Genomic DNA, 19,610 nt, shown 5'->3' with positions numbered 1-19,610 from the left:
CATCTCTAGCTAGGGTTGGCTGAATAAATCTTAAAACCTTGTTGGATAAGACTTTTAGACCTTTTGTCAATCAAAAAGTACCAGTTCTGGGAGAGATCGGGGGGAAATTTCAGGGACTTTTTCCCTGAAAATTAGGTAATTGACCCCCTCAAAATCGGTAAAACCCTACACCCCACACCCCACACCCCACACCCTGTCCCCACCAACAAACTTTTTCAGCAGACCCTACTTACCTCGTTCCTGTGAAAACCGCTATAGCTGTTAACTTTTGTAAAAAAAACATCGTCTGTATCCTATTGTACAGCTAGACTAAAAATAGCTAAAAAAAGCAGTTAGATCGGCAAGAGGGAAAAGGTAAAAACCCTGACTGGGAGATGAAGGGTAAATAAACGAATAATCCTGAATTACCGCTCTAAAATTGGCTTACCGACAGCGAAAGACCAGATTAATCAGGCAAATATCGTCAAATAAACTAATCAATATAGCTTCTTAGGTGTCTGGGAGTGAAAAAGACAGAGAACGGAGTTTTTCTAGTTTCTATGACTGCACTAATCAGAAACTTGGAACTTAGCTCTAAACCGACAACTAAATTATCAGGAGAATTGGGATTATGCTGACTCTACACACGCTGACCAATGATAGTATCTCTTGTCCCTTGTCCGATCGCGCCGAAAACGTCAATTTCTACTACGAATTAGAAAATCAATTTCATTCCACCTACGGCCTCGAAAACCTAGGCATGAAAAATCTCGGTCGCGTTTATCGCAATCTTTCCGTACCGCAATTAGTCGAACAGGCGATCGAACGTCATGAGGGCGTTTTAGCCGATAATGGAGCTTTAGTGGTGGAAACGGGTAAATATACCGGTCGTTCCCCCAAAGATAAATTCATTGTCAAAGAAACCAGTAGCGAGGGAGAAATCGACTGGAATCAGCATAACGCTCCGATTAGCGAGGAAAAATTCCAGCAATTATACCGAAAAGTCCTCGCCTATGTGCAGGGAAAAGACCTATATATCTTCGATGGTTACGTCGGGGCCGATCCTAATTATCGCTTTGGCGTGCGCGTCGTCACCGAAATCGCCTATCATAACCTCTTTGCCCATCAGTTATTCCTCCGGCCCAGTGCGATCGAACTAGCTGCCCATGAAACTGATTTTACCGTGATTGCCCTGCCGGGGTTACAGGGAGATCCCGAGGATGACGACCTGAACAGCGAAGCCTTTATCGTCCTCAACCTAGCCAAAAAAATCGTTCTCATCGGTGGCACTCGCTACGCTGGCGAAATCAAAAAATCCGTCTTCTCGATGATGAACTACCTGATGACCAAACAAGGGGTTTTACCGATGCACGGTGCCGCTAACATCGATAAACACGGTCATACAGCCCTCTTTTTCGGTCTCTCCGGTACGGGGAAAACCACCCTTTCCGCCGATCCTAAACGCAGCCTCATCGGTGATGATGAACACGGTTGGTCAGAAGACGGCATTTTTAACTTTGAAGGCGGTTGTTACGCTAAAACCATCCGTTTAAGTGCCGAATACGAACCCCAAATCTGGGCGGCGATTCAATTTGGCACTATTCTCGAAAACGTTATCCTTTCCCCCGATAATCGCCTTCCCGACTACGATGATGGACGTTTGACCGAAAACACCCGCGCCGCCTATCCCCTGCGTTATATCCCTAATTGTGCCGTATCCGGCATGGGAACCCACCCGAAAACTATTATCTTCTTAACTGCCGATGCTTTTGGGGTACTGCCACCAATCGCCAAATTAACCACAAACCAGGCGATGTATCATTTCCTCTCCGGTTATACTAGCAAATTAGCGGGAACGGAACGGGGAATCACTGCCCCACAGGTGACTTTTTCCAGTTGTTTCGGTCAATGTTTTTTCCCGCTGTCACCCCTCGTCTATGCCCAAATGTTAGGGGAACGTTTAGAACAACACCCCGAAACCTCCGTTTATCTGATTAATACTGGTTGGTCCGGCGGTCCCTACGGAGTCGGCGATCGCATTTCGATCAAACACACCCGCGCTATGGTTTCCGCTGCTTTAAATGGGGATTTAGAGGAAGTGGTTTTCCATCCTCATCCCATCTTTCAGGTTCTCGTCCCCGAAATTGTCCCCGGAGTTCCCAAAAAAATCCTCGACCCGCGACAAGCATGGCAAGATGGCGAATCCTACGACCTACAGGCGCGAGAATTGGCCCATCGTTTCGTGGAAAATTTCCGTCAATTTACCACTGCCTCCCAAGAAATCATTGCAGCCGGTCCAATTTGGGAATAACAACATCAAGGAATCGGTTATCAACTATCAGTTAAGGTGAGATTTTCTCAGAGTTTGATTGCCGTCGGGTGTATTGGGGCTGCCTAATACACCGGCAATACTGCTATCTATTGCCCATAGCTTGTCCGGCAAGATAACCAGTGGTCCAAGCGCTTTGAAAATTAAATCCCCCCGTGACTCCATCGATATCTAGTACCTCACCAGCAAAATATAACCCCGGACAGATTTTACTTTCCATAGTTTTAAAATCCACTTCCTGAAGATTCACTCCCCCAGAGGTGACAAATTCCTCCTTAAACACCCCTTTTCCTTTGATTTGATATTCCCCTTGCTGTAATTCAGTCATTAATCGATTGAGAGTATTTTTAGATAATTCGGCCCAGGGAGTTTCCGAGTTAACAGTCAAGTAACTTAATAAACTCTGCCAAAGACGCTTGGGTAACTGCTCAAAGGGACAATAATTAAAGAGTTTTCTTTTGGGATATTCACTTTTAGTTTGTAAGATAATTTCTCGCAATTTTTCAGGATGATAATCCTCCAACCAATTAATTATTAAAGGCATTCGGTAATGATGATCATGAAGTAACCGCGCTCCCCAAGCAGAAAGTTTTAAAATAGCCGGTCCACTAACTCCCCAATGGGTAATTAACAAGGGTCCGATTTGTTCTAATTTGCTTCCCCCAAGACGAACTCGCACTTTATCCACAGTAACTCCTAACAAATCTTTCAGACGAGCATCGGCAATTTGAAAGGTAAATAAAGAAGGGACAGGAGAGACTAAAGAATGACCTAAATCTTGAGCGGTGCGATAACCAAAAGGACTACTTCCCGTCGCAATTAACAGCTTATCTGCCCTAATTTGCTCCTCTCTTTTTAATTCAATTAAAAAACTTTCTTCCTGTTTTTTTACCGATTTAACCGCACAATTTAGCCTTAAATCAACCCCAGCAAAAGTCGCACTTTCCCGCAGACAATTAACAATAGTTTCAGAATTATCGGTGCTGGGAAACATTCGTCCATCCGCTTCTGTTTTGAGTTTTACCCCCCGCAATTCAAACCATTTAATAGTATCTTGGGGTTGAAACCGACTAAAAGCACCCCGTAGTGCTTTGCCACCGCGAGGATAATAATTAACCAATTGGGAAACATCAAAACAATAATGGGTGACATTACAGCGTCCCCCTCCCGAAATCCGCACTTTAACTAGGGGTTCTTTTGCCGCTTCTAGGATAGTAACGCCAGCTTTTGGGTGAGATTCTGCCGCTTTAATTGCGCCAAAAAATCCCGCTGCCCCGCCACCAATTACGACTATTTGAGTCATATATCAAGGAAAAAGTTAAGTTTAAACCGCCAAAAATCGCTGAATGACTTCTTGACTTAATTCGCTCGTGAAACCAGAAGCAACAATTCCCCCTTTCTGCATGGCGTAATATCGATCAGCTTGGCGGACAAAATGCAGGTGTTGTTCTACTAATAAAACGGCGATTCCTTTACTGGCAACAATACGCCGTACCGCTGCTTCAATTTCGAGAATAATTGACGGTTGAATTCCTTCCGTGGGTTCATCTAAAATTAATAATTTTGGTTCCCCAACTAAGGCGCGAGCGATGGCTAATTGCTGTTGTTGTCCACCGCTTAAATCTCCTCCCATCCGCGATAACATGGTTTTTAAAACGGGAAACAAATCAAAGATTTCTTCGGGAATTGTGGCATTTTTTCTCCTTGTGGGTAAAGCTTCTAAACCGAGAATTAAATTCTCTTTTACCGTTAAACGGGGAATAATATCCCTACCCTGCGGCACATAACCCAGTCCTAATCTGGCTCTTTGATCTGAGGTTTTATTAATCAGGTTTTGTTGCTCATAATTAATTACTCCCGCTCGCGGTTTTAAGATACCCATTAGGGTTTTTAATAGGGTAGTTTTACCCACGCCATTACGTCCGATTAAACAGACCATTTCTCCCGCATTAATGTTAAGATCAACATTTCTTAAAATATGACTTTCTCCGTAGTAAACATTGAGTTCAGATATGTGTAACATTGTCAACCCTTTTTAACTAATTTTAATTGTTTGACTTTTTATTCTTCCGAGGAACCTAGATAAACTTCAATAACTTTCGGATCATTTTGAATTTGCTCCATATTCCCCTCACATAGAACGGTTCCTTGGTGTAAAACCGTGACTTTACGGGCAATTTGCCGGACAAACTCCATATCGTGTTCAATGACAATAATTGAATGACTTTCCGCTAAATTTAATAACAAATTACCCACGTTTTCCGTTTCCTCATCGGTTAATCCTGCCACGGGTTCATCTACTAGCAGTAAGTCTGGTGACTGGGCTACTAATTGACCAATTTCTAGGCGTTGTTTTTCCCCGTGGGACAGTAAAGAAGCGGGTAAATCAGCTTTAGCAGTTAACCCGATAGTTTCCAATAAACCAATAACTTTTTTGCTATCTTCTAGCGGAGGACGACCGAAAAGAGTTGAGAAAACATTTTTATTCCGGTTGCTAACTAAATCGAGATTTTCTCGCACAGTTAGATTTAAATATACCCTAGGAGTTTGGAATTTGCGACCAATACCTAAACGAGCGATCGCATATTCAGGAATTTTGCGGAGATCTCGACCTTTAAATAATACCCGTCCGATGGTGGGTTGCACTTTCCCCGTAATCACATCTAAAAAAGTGGTTTTTCCCGCACCATTGGGACCGATAATCACCCGCAATTCTCCCGTATCCATACTAAAATTAAGATTATTAAGAGCTTTAAAACCCCCAAAACTAACGGTAAGATTCTCGATTTCTAAGATTTTTCCAGTCATAATTTCTAAGAGGGAACAGGGTATAGGGGAAGTGGGGAAGTGGGGAAGTGGGGAAGTGGGGAAGTGGGGAAGTGGGGAAGTGGGGAAGTGGGGAAGTGGGGAAGTGGGGAAGTGGGGAAGTGGGGAAGTGGGGAAGTGGGGAAGTGGGGAAGTGGGGAAGTGGGGAAGTGGGGAAGTGGGGAAGTGGGGAAGTGGGGAAGTGGGGAAGTGGGGAAGTGGGGAAGTGGGGAAGTGGGGAAGTGGGGAAGTGGGGAAGTGGGGAAGTGGGGAAGTGGGGAAGTGGGGAAGTGGGGAAGTGGGGAAGTGGGGAAGTGGGGGAATTTCAACTAAAACCCTAACACCCTAACACCCCAAAACCCTAACACCCCCCGCAACGTGTACGCAGTGACCACCCCAACACCCTATCACCCCAACACCCTATCACCCTATCACCCTATCTCCTGACGACCGACGACCGACCCCTGACTCGGAGAATACTAATAGAATAAGATCACTTATGCTCTAATTGTTCTTTTTCCAGTTGCACTTCTGGATCTTCCTCAATACTAGGATAGGTAATTAAAGTTTTGCGGAAACCAAAATGAGTCAGCAAACGTTTAATTCCACCGAGAATACCATCGGGAAGCACTGTCACCACAATTAGGAATAAGGCCCCTTGGAAAAATACCCAGACTTCCGGAAATTGTTCGCTTAAAAAAGTTTGGGCCATGCGTACTAATAAAGTACCGATAACTGCCCCCACAAGGGTAGCACGTCCCCCCACAGCCACCCAAATCACCATTTCAATGGAAAAAGCCACATCCATAGAGTTAGGAGTGATAATACCCGTTTGCACGGTGTAAAGAGCGCCGGCAACACCAGCAATCGCCCCAGAAATGGCAAAAACTAACACCTTAAACCAAGTAGGAATCATAACCGGAAAAACGCACCCGCACCTCATCATCGCGAATGGCGACTAATAAGCGCCCAAATCTGCCCGTGGTTAACCAACGACAGAGCAGATAAATAGCCAGTAAACAGACAATTGTGAGTAAATAAAAGGCCACTTGAACGGCATCGGAACCCACCAGTAACCCGAAAATTGTTTGGGTATCGGTTTTTAAGCCATTAGTGCCGTTAATTAACTTTTGTTGACCGTTAAAAAAGTTAAAAAATACCAGTAAAGCCGCTTGGGTCAAAATCGAGAAATAAACCCCTTTAATGCGATTGCGGAAGATTAAATAACCTAACAATCCCGCCACGATCGCTGGTACGATAATTAGGGCTAGAATTGTCAAAGGTAGGGAATAAAAAGGTTGCCAAATAAAAGGTAATTCTGTCACCCCGTAGAGAGTAAAAAATTCGGGCATTTGTCCGGGGGGTAACTGAAGATTTAGGTACATGGACAAAGCGTAACCACCGAGGGCAAAAAAGATGCCATGACCAAGACTTAATAAACCCGTATAACCCCAGATTAAATCTATCCCCAAAGCGACAATAGCGAAGGAAAGAAATCGCCCCAATAAACGCAAACGGAAAGCCGACAAAGCTAAGGGAAGTAACAGCGCAAAGATGACCACCAATCCAACAATAACAGCGATTTCCGTGATTAACTTTTTCTTTTCCCGTTGTCGGGATTCGTTTCTAGTGATGGTTTCGGTAATCATAATCTATAACTCGGCAGTACGTCCTTTAGGAGGAAAAATTCCCGCAGGTTTGAATTGCAAGAAAGCAATAATTAAAGCAAAAATCATCACTTTTGCCATGCTAGTGGTGGAGAAAAAGGTGAAGAAATCCGTTAGGGGTTTTAGTGCTGCCACGGAACCAGACATCAGGGCAAAAGTTCCCGAACCAATTAAATAATTAGCCACACCAATCGCCATGGCTGCGATAATAGTTCCTAGGAGATTACCCACTCCTCCCACCACCACTACCATAAAAGTATCAACGATATAATTTTGTCCCACATTTGGACCGACGGAACCCAAGAAACTAATCGCACAACCGGCAACTCCCGCTAATCCCGAACCGAGAGCAAAAGTCAAAGCATCCACTTGATTCGTGGGAATACCTAAACAGGAACTCATCTGGCGATTTTGGGTGACGGCACGAATGCGTAAACCCCAAGAAGATTTATTTAAAAACCAATAAGTCCCTAACAAACAAATGGCAGTTAAAATGATAATAAATATCCGGGTATAGGGCATCTGAAACCCCAGTAAAGGTAAACCTCCCCGTAACCAAACCGGAGCGGTGACATCGACGTTTCTGGCACTAAACCAGGGTTTAGCGAGAACGGGATTAAAAGATAAAAGATAGCCTAATAATCCAGCGATAGCTAGGGATAAAGGCAGGGTGATACCAATAGCTAAATTGCGAATTCTCTCCCAATCTAAGCGACGACTTAACACCGTCATCGCCCCAAAAAATAACAGACAGAAAACTATTAAACTAATTACTAATAAGCCGTTGACACTTCTGACAAATTGCTGCAGAATTAAGCTGACTCCCCAAGTGGCCAGCAGCGTTTCTAGGGGTCTGCCGTAGAGGAACCTAATCACCCCCCTTTCTAATAATAATCCCGCCAATCCTGACACTAAAAAAGCGATCGGTAGGGCAAATAAAACATACGTATCAAAGAGGGGAGAACCGAAACCTTTAAAGATATTCTGCACCACAAAAGTAGTATAAGCCCCTAACATCATTAACTCACCGTGAGCGAGATTAATCACCCCCATCAGTCCAAAAACAATCGCTAGTCCTAAAGCGGCCAGCAATAGCACAGAACCGATGCTAATACCATTAAATAATCCTTCTAATAATGCTGACACTTTTCGTTATTCCTGTGCATTTTTAAGCTTTAAAAAGTGGGGTGAGCAGTAATGCCCACCTCACTCTCGTTATTGTCTGGAAAAACTCCTCAAACTAGGATTTTTCCATTTTGAATTTACCGCCCTTGGCCGGATCCGTCCAGTCACAGGCAAAGCCCTTAGTTTCGGGGACAAATTGGTTCCAGGGTTGCGGATCCACCACCCCCGGAGTTGACCAAATGATGTCAAATAGACCATCATCTCTCACCTGACCAACCCGGACAGTTTTGGAGATATGATGATTGGGGAACATTTGCACCGGTCCTTCGGGAGCATCGAATTTTTGTCCGATGGCGGCGGCGCGAACTTTGTCGAGATCATCGGCGGTTGCCGCTTGTTCCACCGCTTGCTTCCAGAGATAGACCATGATGTAGGCCGCTTCCATGGGGTCGTTAGTGACGCGATCGGGACCGTATTTAGCTCGAAAAGCCTCAACAAATTTCTTGTTAGCGGGGGTATCTACGGTTTGGAAATAGTTCCAACAAGCGTATTGACCGAGGAGATATTCCTTACCAATTTGTTTAACTTCTTCCTCAGCAACACTCACCGACATGACTGGATATTTATCGGGAGTTAAACCGGCCGCTTGCAGTTGTTTAAAGAAAGCCACGTTACTGTCACCGTTGAGGGTATTAAAAATAACGCCGCCATCGGGTAAAGCCGTCTTAATTTTGGTGATAATCGGGGTAACTTCCGTGTTACCTAGGGGTAGATAGTCTTCGCCCACGGTTTCGCCGCCTTTTACCTTTAACTGCTCTTTAATAATCGTGTTGGCAGTGCGGGGGAAAACGTAATCGGAACCGACAAGGAAGAATTTTTTCCCTTTGTTTTCCAGTAACCAAGTGACTGCCGGCTCGATCTGTTGGTTGGGGGCAGCCCCAGTGTAGAAAATATTTCTAGAACACTCTTGACCCTCGTACTGGACGGGATACCAAAGCATATGGTTTTTGGCTTCAAACACGGGTAAAACCGCCTGACGACTGGCGGAAGTCCAACAACCGAAGACGGTCACAACTTTGTCCTGATCGATCAGTTTGGTGGCTTTTTCGGTAAAAGTTGGCCAATCGGAAGCACCATCTTCCACCACTGCCTCGATCTGTTTACCAAGAACACCACCGGCGGCATTGATTTCCTCGATCGCCAGTTTTTCCGCATCGACTACGCTGGTTTCACTGATGGCCATGGTGCCACTGAGGGAGTGCAGAATACCCACCTTAATTGTCTCTCCAGAAGTTGGGGCGGGACTAGCAGCTGGGCTAGGACTAGCCGTGGGGGTTTGGTTTTGATTGCCACCACAAGCTTTTAACAGAATACTGGTTCCCAAAGTGGCAGAACCGTACAGGAGAAATTTACGTCGTCCTAAATTTGACATGATGATCTTGAACTAACCTCGCTGACAATATTAGCTACTTCACACGGATGTTTTTGCTGAGGAGATTTTCGGGAATCTTTCTACGAATATCTGTGTGATATTACGGCTAGGTTAGCAGATTTTTTGTAATTTTCGCTACTTTTTCGATGTTTTTTGTAAATTTTACTACTTTTTTCGGAAAAATTAATTATTTTTCGGGAATTTGCCTCAGTTTTTTAGCTATCAGGAGTCGGGAGACAGGAGGCAGGAGTCGGGAGACAGGAGTCAGGAGGCAGGAGATTATTTCTATTTATTCTTCCGACACCCCACACCCCACACCCTACACCCTACACCCCACACCCCACACCCCACACCCCACACCCCACACCCCACACCCCACACCCTGCCCCCAGGAAAAGCTTTTTGCCGCAAACCCAATTATCAATCCGAATCTGGCCAAAGCAGCCGGACAGCAAGCAGCGCAAAACCAATGGCCGCTATCGCTTTTAATATCTTAGCGGGGAATAACTGCGCCATACTGCCCCCCGCAAGCACTCCTAAGAAACTGGTGCAGATTAAGGCGGTAATTGAGCCAAAAAAGACAGCTTTGGGTGATTTGGAACTGCCACCGAGAGCGATCGCTACTAACTGACTTTTATCGCCTATTTCTGCCAAAAAAACCGTGATAAATGTCAGTCCGAATAATTGCCAATTCATAAATTCCAGGAAGTGGGGAAGTGGGGAAGCGGGGAAGTGGGGAGGTGGGGAAGTGGGGAAGTGGGGAAGTGGGAAGCTTTTTTTCAGTAAACAGTAAACAGTAAACAGTGAACTCATAACTGATAACTGATCACTGATCAGTGATCACTGATAACTGATCACTGATAACTGATCACTGATCACTGATCACTTAGAGAATATCGCCGATCAGTAAACCGGTGATCAAAAGGAGAAGGATAGCGACACCGATATCTAAAGTTTTCGGGGAAAGACGACGGGCAATCCAATAACCAATCAGGACACCGAGGAGACTGGTAGTGATTAAAGCGGTGGCTGCCCCGGCAAAAACCACCCAGGGGGATCGGGATTCAGCACTGATCAGAAGGGTGGCTAATTGGGTTTTATCGCCGATTTCAGCCAAAAATATGGTTAGGAAGGTGGAACTAAACACCGTCCAAAAACTCCAAGAAGGTGGATTATCTGGCTTTTTCTCGGTTGAGGCGATCGATTGGCTATCACTCATCGGCTAAGGAAATAATTTTCATACTTTTTTCATTTTAGCCCGACCGGCTTTCTGCCGATAGTTTCTGCTGTTGGTTACGCTGTCTCCCCCCCAATAGTTAAAAAACCCTAGTCGATCGAGGTAGAGTTTCCATCCTAGAGTTTAATAATTATTAGACTAGGATGAGCGCAAATCCCTTGGAGGTATAGCCCCTATGGCCAGTGAAAGTGTTGTACAAGACAGAGATTATACTCTGATTATTGACAAAAGTGGCAGTATGTCCACTGCTGATCAACCCAGTGAGAAAACCCGTTGGCAAATTGCCCAAGAATCCACCCTTGCCTTGGCTAGAAAGTGCGAGGAAATCGATCCGGACGGCATCACTATCTATCTTTTTTCTGGACGTTTCCGACGCTATGATAATGTTACTTCCGATAAGGTGACACGAATTTATCAAGAAAATGAACCGATGGGGAGGACAGACCTAGCAGCTGTTCTCCAAGATGCCCTTGATAATTATTTTCAGCGCAAAACTGCCGGCAAAACTAAACCCAACGGAGAAACTATTCTGGTGATTACCGACGGAGAACCGGATGATCGCAAAGCGGTGATGCGTCAAATTATCGAAGCTTCTCGAAAACTTGATAGCGATCAAGAATTGGCCATTTCTCTGATTCAAGTAGGCCATGATCGACAAGCAACCGAATTTCTTAAAGCTTTAGACGATCAACTAGAAACGGCGGGGGCCAAATTCGATATCGTTGACACAATTACTATCGATGATATGGAAGATATGACCCTAGCGGAAGTTCTTCTCAACGCCATCACTGGTTAATTTCTGCCGGAGTAGGGGTGAGGATATATCACCCCTACTCAAGGAGGATTTAACTGCTAGTCAGGGCGACCAATTTATCTTTTTCCTCATCGGATAATTGATCCGATTGTCCGGTGATTTGTTTGTAGATTTTTAGATATTCCAAAGCGGATTTATGCCAACTAAAATCTTGAGTCATTGCCCGTTGCTGCAGTTTTTGCCAATCCTGTTTATAACGGAAACTTTCCCAAGTCCGGATCATACAGGTAAACAGGTCTAAAGGTTCATAGCGATCGAAACTAAATCCCGTTCCTTTTTCCTGAATCGGGTCGTGGAAAGATACCGTATCGACTAAACCACCGGTGCGGCGTACCATGGGAATACAACCATAACGCATGGCCATTAATTGGGAAATGCCGCAGGGTTCAAAACGGGAAGGCATTAACAAAGCATCGGCCCCCCCATAGATGCGACGGGAAAGGGCATCACTATAGAGAAGATGCAGGGACATTCGCCCCCGGAAACGGGAAGTCATCTCCCACAGTTGGGTTTCATAATAGCGATCGCCTGTACCTAAAATAATCAATTGAGCATCAGTATAGGTGAGAAAGCGATCTAAAATTTGCATCACTAGATCAATACCTTTTTGTTCCACCAAGCGCGTCACCATCGCCATGACAAAGGCACTTTTACTGACCTGTAGCCCCACTTCTTCTTGCAGGGCAATTTTATTGATCAGACGTTTTTCGATGGTTTCTGGGGTAAAATTCTGCTTAAGATAAACATCTTTAGCTGGGTTATACACCTCCGTATCGATGCCGTTAACAATCCCCACCAGATTGCCGGAAATATAGGACAATAATCCCTCTAAATTTTCGCCATAAATGGGGGTCTGTATTTGACGAGCATAGGTGGGAGAAACGGTAGTGACGCGATTAGCAAATTGAACCGCCGCGGCCATGGTATTATCGCCCTGCATATACCAAGGACACCAAGTCATTTTTTCTAATGCCTCCCGCCAAGGCCCCTGGTAGGCGAGATTATGGATAGTAAAAACGGTGCTAATATCGGGGTCTTGGTGCATCCAGACGGGAATCATGCCCGTATGCCAATCATGACAGTGAATAACTTGCGGTTTCCAGTAATTCCATGCGAATTCCGCCGCACCATTCGCAAATAGGGTAAATCGCCAGGCCTCATCTTCGCCTCCGTAGATATTGCGTCCAGAGAAAGCTAGATGACCAAAGAGGTAGAGAGGAATATCCGTATCGGGTAAAACCGTCTCATAGACTAAAAAATCATGAAACATGGCGAATCCTGACCAAATGGGTTCGGAAGGGATGTCCATTTTTTCCTGAAGAAAACCGTAGTAGGGCAGAAAAATCCGCACGTCATGACCTAGCTGACGCAAGACTTTCGGTAATGCCCCAATTACGTCCCCCATTCCCCCAACTTTGGCAATTGGGGCGGCCTCGGCACCCACAAATAGAATTCGCATACTGTTCCCGCTTCTGTGAAGATCGATATGGGCAATGTTAGTGATTATAGGGGACTTATTCACCAAATCGATCGAATATATCGATTATTTTCTGGGTTGTTGGCGATTTGTCAGTTATCAGTGAACAGTAAACAGTGAACTGAAAACTTGCATCAGATGACTGATAACTGCCTTTTTCTAGGATTGAGAATCAGAATCTACCTCGGTCTTCACTTCGGGGATAATATCGGGTCTTTGGGCATCTTCCCAACCGACCGGGCGTTTAGAATTATACCAAGCGATCGAACCGATGCTGACAGCAGCGAGAAAACCGACCACATAAACTGCCACAAAATAAACGGGGAATTTGCCACTGGCCACTTCTAGGAGTAGATACATAATTTTTTCACGATTAAGCTTTTAATTGATATATATTAACAGAGTCGGACCCCTCATCCCTATTCTCGATCGCTACTGGTCCAGCAACCGGAAGGCAGCCAAATACCGCCATGAAAAGCTATTTTTGCCGGTGTCATCATATATCCCCAAGCTTCGCCGATTAATTCTCGCTCTAAATTATAAATAGGAATTCTGCGACGCTGATACTCGTTTTCTTCTGGGGGTCTTGCTGGTTGATAATCTTCCAAACTATCCAAAAGCCCCATATCATAATCTGCGTTAAAAGTCAATAAAATTCCCTTCACCCAGCCATCCCCCTCGGTCAGTCCGGGATAACCGAGGGCGGTAAGATGGTATAAATGCCCCTTTGTATAGGCGGTTTTAGAGTTGATCACTTTTCCTGCACAGTAGGCAGAATAGTTACTCTCCTTAGGTTTCAGGGTTCCATAAACAAAAACTTCCATCATCGGTCCAATTGTGCTGCTACTCCTCCTAATAGGATATCGCCAACAAATTGACTGGCTAAAAGTTCGTGGGGAAAACCGAGGGAAATGGCGCTGATATTATCGAGTCGTTGCAGCTGTTCCCCAGTCAGGTTAAAATCCACACAGGCTAAATTATCCTGCAATTGGGACAATTTTCGAGCGCCAATGATAGGAATTACGGAGTTAGGGCGATTTCTGAGCCAATTTAACGCCACTTGTGCCGGCGATTTGCCGATTTCTCTGGCAATCTCTAGGACAGTCTCGGCAATTTTCAGATCGCGATCAAAAATTTGAAAAGGTTGGTCGGTCATGCTTAAACGACCATCGACGGGGTTGGGTTGATTATATTTTCCCGTTAAAACGCCTCCTCCTAGGGGACTCCAAGCTGTCACCCCGATATTTAATGCTTTGGCCATAGGCAATAATTCCCGTTCAGGGGTGCGTTCCTTGAGAGAATATTCTATTTGTAGTCCGATAAAGGGTGTCCATCCCCTTAGGGTGGCCAGGGTGTTTGCTTGGGAGACAATCCAAGCAGGACTGTCAGAAATGCCGATATAAAGCACTTTTCCCATCCTGACCAAATCATCGAAAGCACGCATCACTTCCTCCATAGGAGTGAGAGAGTCCCAAATATGAAGCCAGAGTAAATCGATGTAATCAGTGCCTAAACGCTTTAAACTAGCTTCTACCGCCTGAAAGAGGTTTTTTCGATGATTTCCGCAGGCATTGACATCGCCGGGGCGCGTGTTGAGAGAATATTTCGTGGCGATTACCCATTTTTCTCGATCGCCCTTGACAAATTCCCCCACTAATGTTTCACTGGTTCCGTTAGTGTAGATATTAGCAGTATCGAGAAAATTGCCGCCCGCTTCCGCAAAAGCCTGAAAAACCGCCCGACTTTCCTCTTTATCCGCTCCCCAACCCCAATCTTCCCCGAATGTCATCGTTCCTAGACATAGTTCGGAAACTCGCAGACCACTATTACCTAAAAGTTTGTAACGCATAATTAACTAAAATTTTGAATAAGAAGTTAATTATAATTGAATTTGATCGACATTTTTGCTAAGTACATTTGGTACAATTTTGACAAGTTAACCCTGTCCTTATTGATTAATCATTTTTTGCTTAGGTACTTAGCAGACTCAGGCTATTTAGAAACAGCCCAAGAACGCACTTCACCTAAAGTTACAGGGGTGCGATCGCTGACATCAATGGTAAAGCGAAAAACTCGTTTAGCGCGCAGACCATTTTCGGGATCGAAGAATTTTAATTTCACATCCCAACATTCACTACCATAGCGACAAAAGGGACTTTTTTCCACTTCAATACTGTGTAATTCCATTCCTATTGCTACTGCTTGGGAGAAGGTTTGTACTGCTTGAAAGGCGTTAGTAGCAGCGAAATTTAAGGCGCGATCGCGTGCTATTTGTCCGACGTTGCGTAAGTCATAATAAACACGATTTAAGAAACTTGTCAGAGAACGCCGCATCCTAGCTTCATCGGCGATTTCATGTTCCGCGCTAACAGTTTCTATGGCTGATTCAATCAAAGTATTAACTTTCCAGCCATACATTCCCCGGGGACTATTGACTTTGAGGACAGGAATGATTTGACCGGAAAAAAGTTTCACAGTCTCATCGGTGAGAATGCCCGGAATACTCACTCTTTCAATATAATCTTCGTCAGCTTCTGGCAATATTTGACCCGCTAACATATATTGCATGACTTGATAAATATCAGCAGCAAAAGCTCCCACTGGTTTAATAGCATAGATGGGATTTAGTTCTAAATTCACTGTCCAAATTAAAGACTTAGTTTCTGATAGATTACTTTCTAAATAATCTACCATTTGCCGCGCATCGTAGGGATTGGGAGGTAATTCAAGATTATCGATTGTGATGGTTGGCATTAACTGCTTAAAAGTATCCCGACGTGCTTCTGTACCGAAATCATAACCCAAGGTTCCTAACACATAAACGAGGTTTGAGCGTTGACTAGGAACAACATTATTTAGTACAATATTGTTATGTGCTTGATGATTTTTTATTAATCCAGTTGAGGAAATATTTTCTGAAGCATTGCTAGGAGCGATCGCTGGTTGTCTTGTTGCTGCTATAGTTGCAGTTATTCCCTGATTCGCTATCTTGGTTGAACAAGAGGGAATAACAGAGGTTGTCGCTGTCACTGGAGTTACCGTCGATTCTATGATATTATTCGACGAATTGTTATCCGCTTCAACAGTTTGTAATTTCTCTCCTGTCAGCAATTCATAAGCTCCAGAGATGTGGATTTTTCCCAACAGACAGCGTTCTGGTTCTTCTATTTCGTTGGGATCACAGGGAATGGCACTATTAGTCAAGGCTGCTCGCACAGCTTCTGCATCAGGAGATAAACCCTGTTCTAATTGCAAACTCATTAATAAAGCGGCCGTTCCTGTCACAATTGGAGCAGCGCAGCTAGTCCCTTTTTTGCGGATAGGGTCATCAGTTCCGGGTTGAGATCCTAGAATATTCTCTCCGGGAGCAAGAATCCCTTGAGTCGCATATTTACCACCAAAATTACTGAATTTAAATGGCTCTCCTGTATCTTTCATTGCTCCTACGGTCAGGACATTTTCTAACACCGCAGGAACACACCAACACTCTCCTTTATCATTACCACCAGGAGCAATAACGAGTATATTATTATCCTGTGCTTGACGAATCGCTTTATCAATAAATTCGTGAGCTAATCCGCTTTGAGTTGGGTGACAAGCGGCACAATGGATAATATTAACTCCCTGTTCAATCGCGTTACTAATTGCCCGGGAAAGATTGAGAGGATTGATAAAATCGTCATTCCCATAAGCAATGGGAATATTAATCACCGTTGCGTTAGGAGCAATCCCTTCTACCGGTGAATCTGGCTGTCCACAAATGGTGCTGATAATATGGTTAGCATGGAAGCGCAAATGCAAACTGTGGCGGATATTTTCATCTGGAATCGCCTCCTTAAACATTTCCTCTTTTTCTTCATCACTTTTGCCACTAGCTTCTATTTCTAAGAAGGATTGTAAGTGTTGGGGATCGATGGGAAATTCTTCGGACCAATAAGGATTAATACGGGTAATATTTGCTCCTTGAAAACAGGCGCGATCTAAGTCAACTGGTCTATCAAGAACGGCGATTTTGATGCGTGGATCGCCTTTGGTATGGGAGCGAAGAGCGGTCATTCCGGGGATAGCATTGAGATCAGGCATAGTTTTTGCAGGTTTTCAAGAACAGTTATAGAATAAAAGCTAGATAGCAAAAATAGGGGAATTAAAGATGAGTGCAATGACCCAAACGGTACAATCCTCAACCACAATTCAGGAACCTTCGACCACAGCGTATTGTGCTTCCCCTTTACCCGACCACACCCAACTCCCCGATAAAGATGGAAGTTTTGTGAAAAACTATCAAGAGCCTCCCCAAGCAGACCTTTTAACGGATACTATTACACCCCTTTTAGAACAATTACATCCTGACGGTAATTACTGCCTAGGTCGAGATTGTGGGATTTATTGGCGATTGCCAGAGCATCCAGAATCTCTAGAAAAGGGTGCTGTTGCTCCCGATTGGTTTTATGTTCCCCATGTCCCCACGACTATTGATGGTCAAGTTCGCCGTTCCTTTGTGATGTGGAAAGAAACCATTGAACCGGTTATTGCCTTAGAATTTGTCTCTGGCAATGGTGAAGAAGAACGGGATAAAACGCCTGTTAAGGGTAAATTTTGGATCTATGAGCGAGCGATTCAAATTCCTTTTTATGGAATTTATGAAGTTAACAAGGCCCAGATCGAGATGTACCAGTTAGTTAATGGTCGTTACCAAAAAATGACTCCTAATCAGCGCGGTCATTATCCTATTACTCCTTTAAATGTAGAGTTAGGAATTTGGCAAGGGGAATACCAAAATCAGTTCTTTCCCTGGCTTCGCTGGTGGGATGGGGAAGGTAACTTGTTGTTAACTTCCCAGGAATCTACTGAACAGGAACGACAACGAGCCGAACAGGAGCGACAACGAGCCGAGCGGGAACGACAACGAGCCGAGCGCCTAGCGGAACAGTTAAGGGCCTTGGGGATAGAACCGGAAGATTAATGGAAGGTGTCCAGATTAAGGATTTGGCTTCTGAGAGGTTATCCGCTAAATAATCCACCATCTGGCGGGCATCGTAGGGGTTAGAGGGAACTTCAATCCCACCAATTACGGCGGTGGGCATCAGTTGTTTAAATGTGTCCCGACGGGCTTCTGTACCGAATTCATAGCCCAAAGTGCCAATGGTATAGACGATTCCGCCAGCGGGTTCAGCAGCTTGACTGGGGGTAACAGATTTAGTGGTAGTTTCAGGCATGGATACTCCTTGAGAGGTTGTTACAGGGTTGGGAATTTAGGCGGCAACAACGGGGATTAACGGTGCGCTGGTTGCGGCACTCAGTTCGAGATTTTGGCGTTGAACCTCGGTGGTTTCAGGTGTACCACCGCAGCCGCAGCCGGAAGCTTCTACTGTTGCTTGGGTTTCTATGGTTTCGGACATGGTTTCTCCGGTTAGGTGTTTAATTGCCCCCGAAATGTTCAACAGGCCGGCTAAACATTTTGGTTCGTTTTCACTGTTTGTCAAGGGACAGGGAAGGGCGCTTTTTAGTAATGCTTCCCTGACTGCGTGGGGATTAGGTGTTTCTCCCCGCTGCACTTGCAAGCTGAGTAATAAAGCCGCTACTCCTGCTACGATGGGCGCAGCGAAGCTAGTGCCACTCATTTGTATTGTCCCGCCGCCGGGTTCTGCCCCTAAGATGTTTTCTCCAGGGGCAAGGATGCCTTGATTTTGGTAGGTTTCCCCCCAATTACTAAAGTCGAGGGGATGCCCTCTAGCATCAACAGCACCCACTGCTAGGACAGCAGGAAGGGCGGCTGGAACATGGAGGCACTCGCAACCATCATTTCCGGCAGCCGCAACGACAAGAATATTTCTCTGGCTACACATTTCAATGGCACGCTCTAGCCAGTCTTCTGCTTCTCCCATATCGGTGAGCGCCCCCCACTAATACTAATAATGTGCGCTCCATTTTCGGCGGCTTGTTCAATCGCACGGGCTAAATCTAGTTGAGATAGTCGCCGTCGGTCATCGGAAAAAACTGGCACGAGTAAACCGTGACACTGAGGGGCAATTCCTTCGATTTCTGTATTAGGCTGTCCAAAAATTAAACTAGCAATATGAGTCCCATGGGTGGACATCTGCCCACTGGTTGCACCATGTAATACTAAGGTGGGCAGTCGAGTTAATTTTGCTCCCTGAAAACAGGGATGCTGAGTATCTACGACACCATCAAGAATGGCAACAGTAATCTCTGGGGAACCCTGGGTTAGTTTGTGTAATGCTTGCAATCCTGGAATCATTATTTAGTTATTAGTTATAAGTTAATAGGTTTGATTGGGCAACCAAGAACGATCAAGTAATTGTTCTAGGGAGTAGGGGCATTCAGTAGGAAAAGTTACTAAATTAGTTGTTTTAATTTTAACAAAACCTAGCGCATCTTGATAGATAGAGGTTAATTCATCTTCTAAATACTTGCGGAGATTAGTCGTGATTTTTCGTCTCAGTTGAGTACGAAAGTTATAGATTTCTTCTTGCCAGTGAACAGCATTATATTCGGCTTCAGTTGTCCAATATTGCAGTAACAGCAAATGACGAATAATTTGCTCTAACAGACTAGCGGCACAATTTTTCTTCTCTCTACCCAAATCCTCTAACTCCCCAATTAAATTATCTAAATCTAGCTGTGGGAATTGATGATTTTTCAGTAAGTTAATAGTTTGTTCCAGCCATTGATCATCATCAACGTCATAGAGTTGTTTTAATTCATTTACTTCTATCATCAACAT

General features: G+C 44.6%; 18 protein-coding genes and 3 pseudogenes. 5 read left to right on the top strand and 16 right to left on the bottom strand.

Going from position 1 to position 19,610, the window contains the following annotated elements:
- Window positions 1-5: 5 nt before the first annotated feature.
- A pseudogene (locus GQR42_RS29900) lies at window positions 6-192 on the bottom strand (hypothetical protein).
- Window positions 193-610: 418 nt separating this feature from the next.
- Between GQR42_RS29900 and pckA the strand changes: the two are divergent.
- Window positions 611-2,290: a phosphoenolpyruvate carboxykinase (ATP) gene (gene pckA / locus GQR42_RS08805; RefSeq protein ID WP_158199677.1), complete on the top strand. Its 1,680-nt coding sequence runs from the start codon at window positions 611-613 to the stop codon at window positions 2,288-2,290.
- Between the two features lie 103 nt (window positions 2,291-2,393).
- Here pckA and GQR42_RS08800 read toward each other — a convergent pair whose 3' ends face one another.
- From GQR42_RS08800 to urtD, 3 genes are read right to left on the bottom strand one after another with little or no spacing between them, the layout of a single operon-like run.
- Window positions 2,394-3,611: an NAD(P)/FAD-dependent oxidoreductase gene (locus tag GQR42_RS08800; RefSeq protein ID WP_158199676.1), complete on the bottom strand. Its 1,218-nt coding sequence runs from the start codon at window positions 3,609-3,611 to the stop codon at window positions 2,394-2,396.
- Between the two features lie 21 nt (window positions 3,612-3,632).
- Window positions 3,633-4,331, bottom strand: coding sequence for an urea ABC transporter ATP-binding subunit UrtE (gene urtE / locus GQR42_RS08795; RefSeq protein WP_158199675.1), 699 nt, complete (start codon window positions 4,329-4,331; stop codon window positions 3,633-3,635).
- Between the two features lie 38 nt (window positions 4,332-4,369).
- On the bottom strand, window positions 4,370-5,116 hold the full coding sequence (gene urtD / locus GQR42_RS08790; protein WP_158199674.1) for an urea ABC transporter ATP-binding protein UrtD: 747 nt from the start codon (window positions 5,114-5,116) through the stop codon (window positions 4,370-4,372).
- A 31-nt stretch (window positions 5,117-5,147) separates the two neighbouring features.
- Here urtD and GQR42_RS27620 point away from each other — a divergent pair, with 31 nt between their 5' ends.
- Window positions 5,148-5,462 (top strand): hypothetical protein, encoded by a 315-nt coding sequence (locus GQR42_RS27620; protein ID WP_199273382.1) that lies wholly within the window; start codon window positions 5,148-5,150, stop codon window positions 5,460-5,462.
- A 144-nt stretch (window positions 5,463-5,606) separates the two neighbouring features.
- Here GQR42_RS27620 and urtC read toward each other — a convergent pair.
- From urtC to urtA, 3 genes and pseudogenes are all read right to left on the bottom strand, one after another.
- Window positions 5,607-6,762, bottom strand: a pseudogene (gene urtC, locus GQR42_RS08780) (urea ABC transporter permease subunit UrtC).
- Between the two features lie 3 nt (window positions 6,763-6,765).
- Window positions 6,766-7,926 (bottom strand): ABC transporter permease subunit, encoded by a 1,161-nt coding sequence (locus GQR42_RS08775; RefSeq protein WP_158199673.1) that lies wholly within the window; start codon window positions 7,924-7,926, stop codon window positions 6,766-6,768.
- Window positions 7,927-8,020: 94 nt separating this feature from the next.
- A complete protein-coding gene (urtA, locus tag GQR42_RS08770) occupies window positions 8,021-9,337 on the bottom strand; it encodes an urea ABC transporter substrate-binding protein (protein WP_158199672.1) in 1,317 nt (438 codons plus the stop codon).
- A 146-nt stretch (window positions 9,338-9,483) separates the two neighbouring features.
- On the opposite strand from urtA, the gene GQR42_RS28555 reads away from it, so the two are divergent.
- On the top strand, window positions 9,484-9,834 hold the full coding sequence (locus tag GQR42_RS28555) for a hypothetical protein (protein WP_158199671.1): 351 nt from the start codon (window positions 9,484-9,486) through the stop codon (window positions 9,832-9,834).
- Here the strand turns inward: GQR42_RS28555 and GQR42_RS08760 are convergent.
- The gene (locus GQR42_RS08760; RefSeq protein ID WP_002732425.1) at window positions 9,758-10,033 is read right to left on the bottom strand and encodes a TMEM165/GDT1 family protein; all 276 of its coding nucleotides are present in this window, start codon (window positions 10,031-10,033) and stop codon (window positions 9,758-9,760) included. The genes GQR42_RS28555 and GQR42_RS08760 overlap by 77 nt on opposite strands.
- 190 nt (window positions 10,034-10,223) lie before the next feature.
- Complete coding sequence (locus GQR42_RS08755; RefSeq protein ID WP_158199670.1) at window positions 10,224-10,556, bottom strand: TMEM165/GDT1 family protein; 333 nt, start codon at window positions 10,554-10,556, stop codon at window positions 10,224-10,226.
- 193 nt (window positions 10,557-10,749) lie between these two features.
- On the opposite strand from GQR42_RS08755, the gene GQR42_RS08750 reads away from it, so the two are divergent.
- Window positions 10,750-11,370, top strand: a complete 621-nt coding sequence (locus GQR42_RS08750; RefSeq protein ID WP_158199669.1) for a vWA domain-containing protein — start codon at window positions 10,750-10,752, stop codon at window positions 11,368-11,370.
- A 49-nt stretch (window positions 11,371-11,419) separates the two neighbouring features.
- Here the strand turns inward: GQR42_RS08750 and glgA are convergent, their stop codons facing one another.
- The 5 genes from glgA to GQR42_RS08725 form a co-directional block, all read right to left on the bottom strand.
- On the bottom strand, window positions 11,420-12,847 hold the full coding sequence (gene glgA / locus GQR42_RS08745) for a glycogen synthase GlgA (protein WP_158199668.1): 1,428 nt from the start codon (window positions 12,845-12,847) through the stop codon (window positions 11,420-11,422).
- A gap of 177 nt (window positions 12,848-13,024) precedes the next feature.
- The gene (gene psb35 / locus GQR42_RS08740) at window positions 13,025-13,225 is read right to left on the bottom strand and encodes a photosystem II assembly protein Psb35 (RefSeq protein WP_045358758.1); all 201 of its coding nucleotides are present in this window, start codon (window positions 13,223-13,225) and stop codon (window positions 13,025-13,027) included.
- Window positions 13,226-13,284: 59 nt separating this feature from the next.
- Window positions 13,285-13,692, bottom strand: coding sequence for a gamma-glutamylcyclotransferase family protein (locus GQR42_RS08735; protein WP_158199667.1), 408 nt, complete (start codon window positions 13,690-13,692; stop codon window positions 13,285-13,287).
- Window positions 13,689-14,714 (bottom strand): aldo/keto reductase, encoded by a 1,026-nt coding sequence (locus GQR42_RS08730; RefSeq protein ID WP_158199666.1) that lies wholly within the window; start codon window positions 14,712-14,714, stop codon window positions 13,689-13,691. The genes GQR42_RS08735 and GQR42_RS08730 overlap by 4 nt, the downstream gene beginning before the upstream one ends.
- Before the next feature lie 143 nt (window positions 14,715-14,857).
- Entirely contained in the window at window positions 14,858-16,948 is a 2,091-nt protein-coding gene (locus GQR42_RS08725; RefSeq protein WP_158199665.1) for a S8 family peptidase, read from the bottom strand.
- 67 nt (window positions 16,949-17,015) lie between these two features.
- Between GQR42_RS08725 and GQR42_RS08720 the strand changes: the two genes are divergently transcribed.
- Window positions 17,016-17,828 (top strand): Uma2 family endonuclease, encoded by an 813-nt coding sequence (locus GQR42_RS08720; RefSeq protein WP_158199664.1) that lies wholly within the window; start codon window positions 17,016-17,018, stop codon window positions 17,826-17,828.
- Here GQR42_RS08720 and GQR42_RS30285 read toward each other — a convergent pair.
- Together GQR42_RS30285 and GQR42_RS08710 are read right to left on the bottom strand one after the other, a co-directional pair.
- A pseudogene (locus tag GQR42_RS30285) lies at window positions 17,797-19,124 on the bottom strand (PatA/PatG family cyanobactin maturation protease); the annotation flags it as partial. The gene GQR42_RS08720 and the pseudogene GQR42_RS30285 overlap by 32 nt on opposite strands.
- Window positions 19,125-19,145: 21 nt before the next feature.
- Window positions 19,146-19,604 carry a DUF29 domain-containing protein gene (locus tag GQR42_RS08710; RefSeq protein ID WP_158202431.1) on the bottom strand — a complete coding sequence of 153 codons (459 nt, stop codon included), beginning with the start codon at window positions 19,602-19,604 and terminating at the stop codon, window positions 19,146-19,148.
- Window positions 19,605-19,610: the final 6 nt, after the last annotated feature.

Origin of the sequence: Microcystis aeruginosa FD4 (assembly GCF_009792235.1) — a bacterium.
Classification (GTDB): domain Bacteria; phylum Cyanobacteriota; class Cyanobacteriia; order Cyanobacteriales; family Microcystaceae; genus Microcystis; species Microcystis viridis.
The sequence above is the reverse complement of the archived record's forward strand: the minus strand, read 5'-3'. Positions and strand labels throughout refer to the sequence as shown.

Excerpts from the sequence above, each read along its gene's own strand:
- GQR42_RS08720 (WP_158199664.1), top strand. The coding sequence starts at position 17,016 with ATGAGTGCAATGACCCAAACGGTACAATCCTCAACCACAATTCAGGAA.
- urtE (WP_158199675.1), bottom strand. The coding sequence starts at position 4,331 with ATGTTACACATATCTGAACTCAATGTTTACTACGGAGAAAGTCATATT.
- GQR42_RS08725 (WP_158199665.1), bottom strand. The coding sequence starts at position 16,948 with ATGCCTGATCTCAATGCTATCCCCGGAATGACCGCTCTTCGCTCCCAT.
- GQR42_RS28555 (WP_158199671.1), top strand. The coding sequence starts at position 9,484 with ATGTTTTTTGTAAATTTTACTACTTTTTTCGGAAAAATTAATTATTTT.
- glgA (WP_158199668.1), bottom strand. The coding sequence starts at position 12,847 with ATGCGAATTCTATTTGTGGGTGCCGAGGCCGCCCCAATTGCCAAAGTT.
- urtA (WP_158199672.1), bottom strand. The coding sequence starts at position 9,337 with ATGTCAAATTTAGGACGACGTAAATTTCTCCTGTACGGTTCTGCCACT.
- GQR42_RS08735 (WP_158199667.1), bottom strand. The coding sequence starts at position 13,692 with ATGATGGAAGTTTTTGTTTATGGAACCCTGAAACCTAAGGAGAGTAAC.
- GQR42_RS08730 (WP_158199666.1), bottom strand. The coding sequence starts at position 14,714 with ATGCGTTACAAACTTTTAGGTAATAGTGGTCTGCGAGTTTCCGAACTA.
- urtD (WP_158199674.1), bottom strand. The coding sequence starts at position 5,116 with ATGACTGGAAAAATCTTAGAAATCGAGAATCTTACCGTTAGTTTTGGG.
- GQR42_RS08755 (WP_158199670.1), bottom strand. The coding sequence starts at position 10,556 with ATGAGTGATAGCCAATCGATCGCCTCAACCGAGAAAAAGCCAGATAAT.
- GQR42_RS08760 (WP_002732425.1), bottom strand. The coding sequence starts at position 10,033 with ATGAATTGGCAATTATTCGGACTGACATTTATCACGGTTTTTTTGGCA.
- GQR42_RS08750 (WP_158199669.1), top strand. The coding sequence starts at position 10,750 with ATGGCCAGTGAAAGTGTTGTACAAGACAGAGATTATACTCTGATTATT.
- pckA (WP_158199677.1), top strand. The coding sequence starts at position 611 with ATGCTGACTCTACACACGCTGACCAATGATAGTATCTCTTGTCCCTTG.
- GQR42_RS08710 (WP_158202431.1), bottom strand. The coding sequence starts at position 19,604 with ATGATAGAAGTAAATGAATTAAAACAACTCTATGACGTTGATGATGAT.
- GQR42_RS08800 (WP_158199676.1), bottom strand. The coding sequence starts at position 3,611 with ATGACTCAAATAGTCGTAATTGGTGGCGGGGCAGCGGGATTTTTTGGC.
- psb35 (WP_045358758.1), bottom strand. The coding sequence starts at position 13,225 with ATGTATCTACTCCTAGAAGTGGCCAGTGGCAAATTCCCCGTTTATTTT.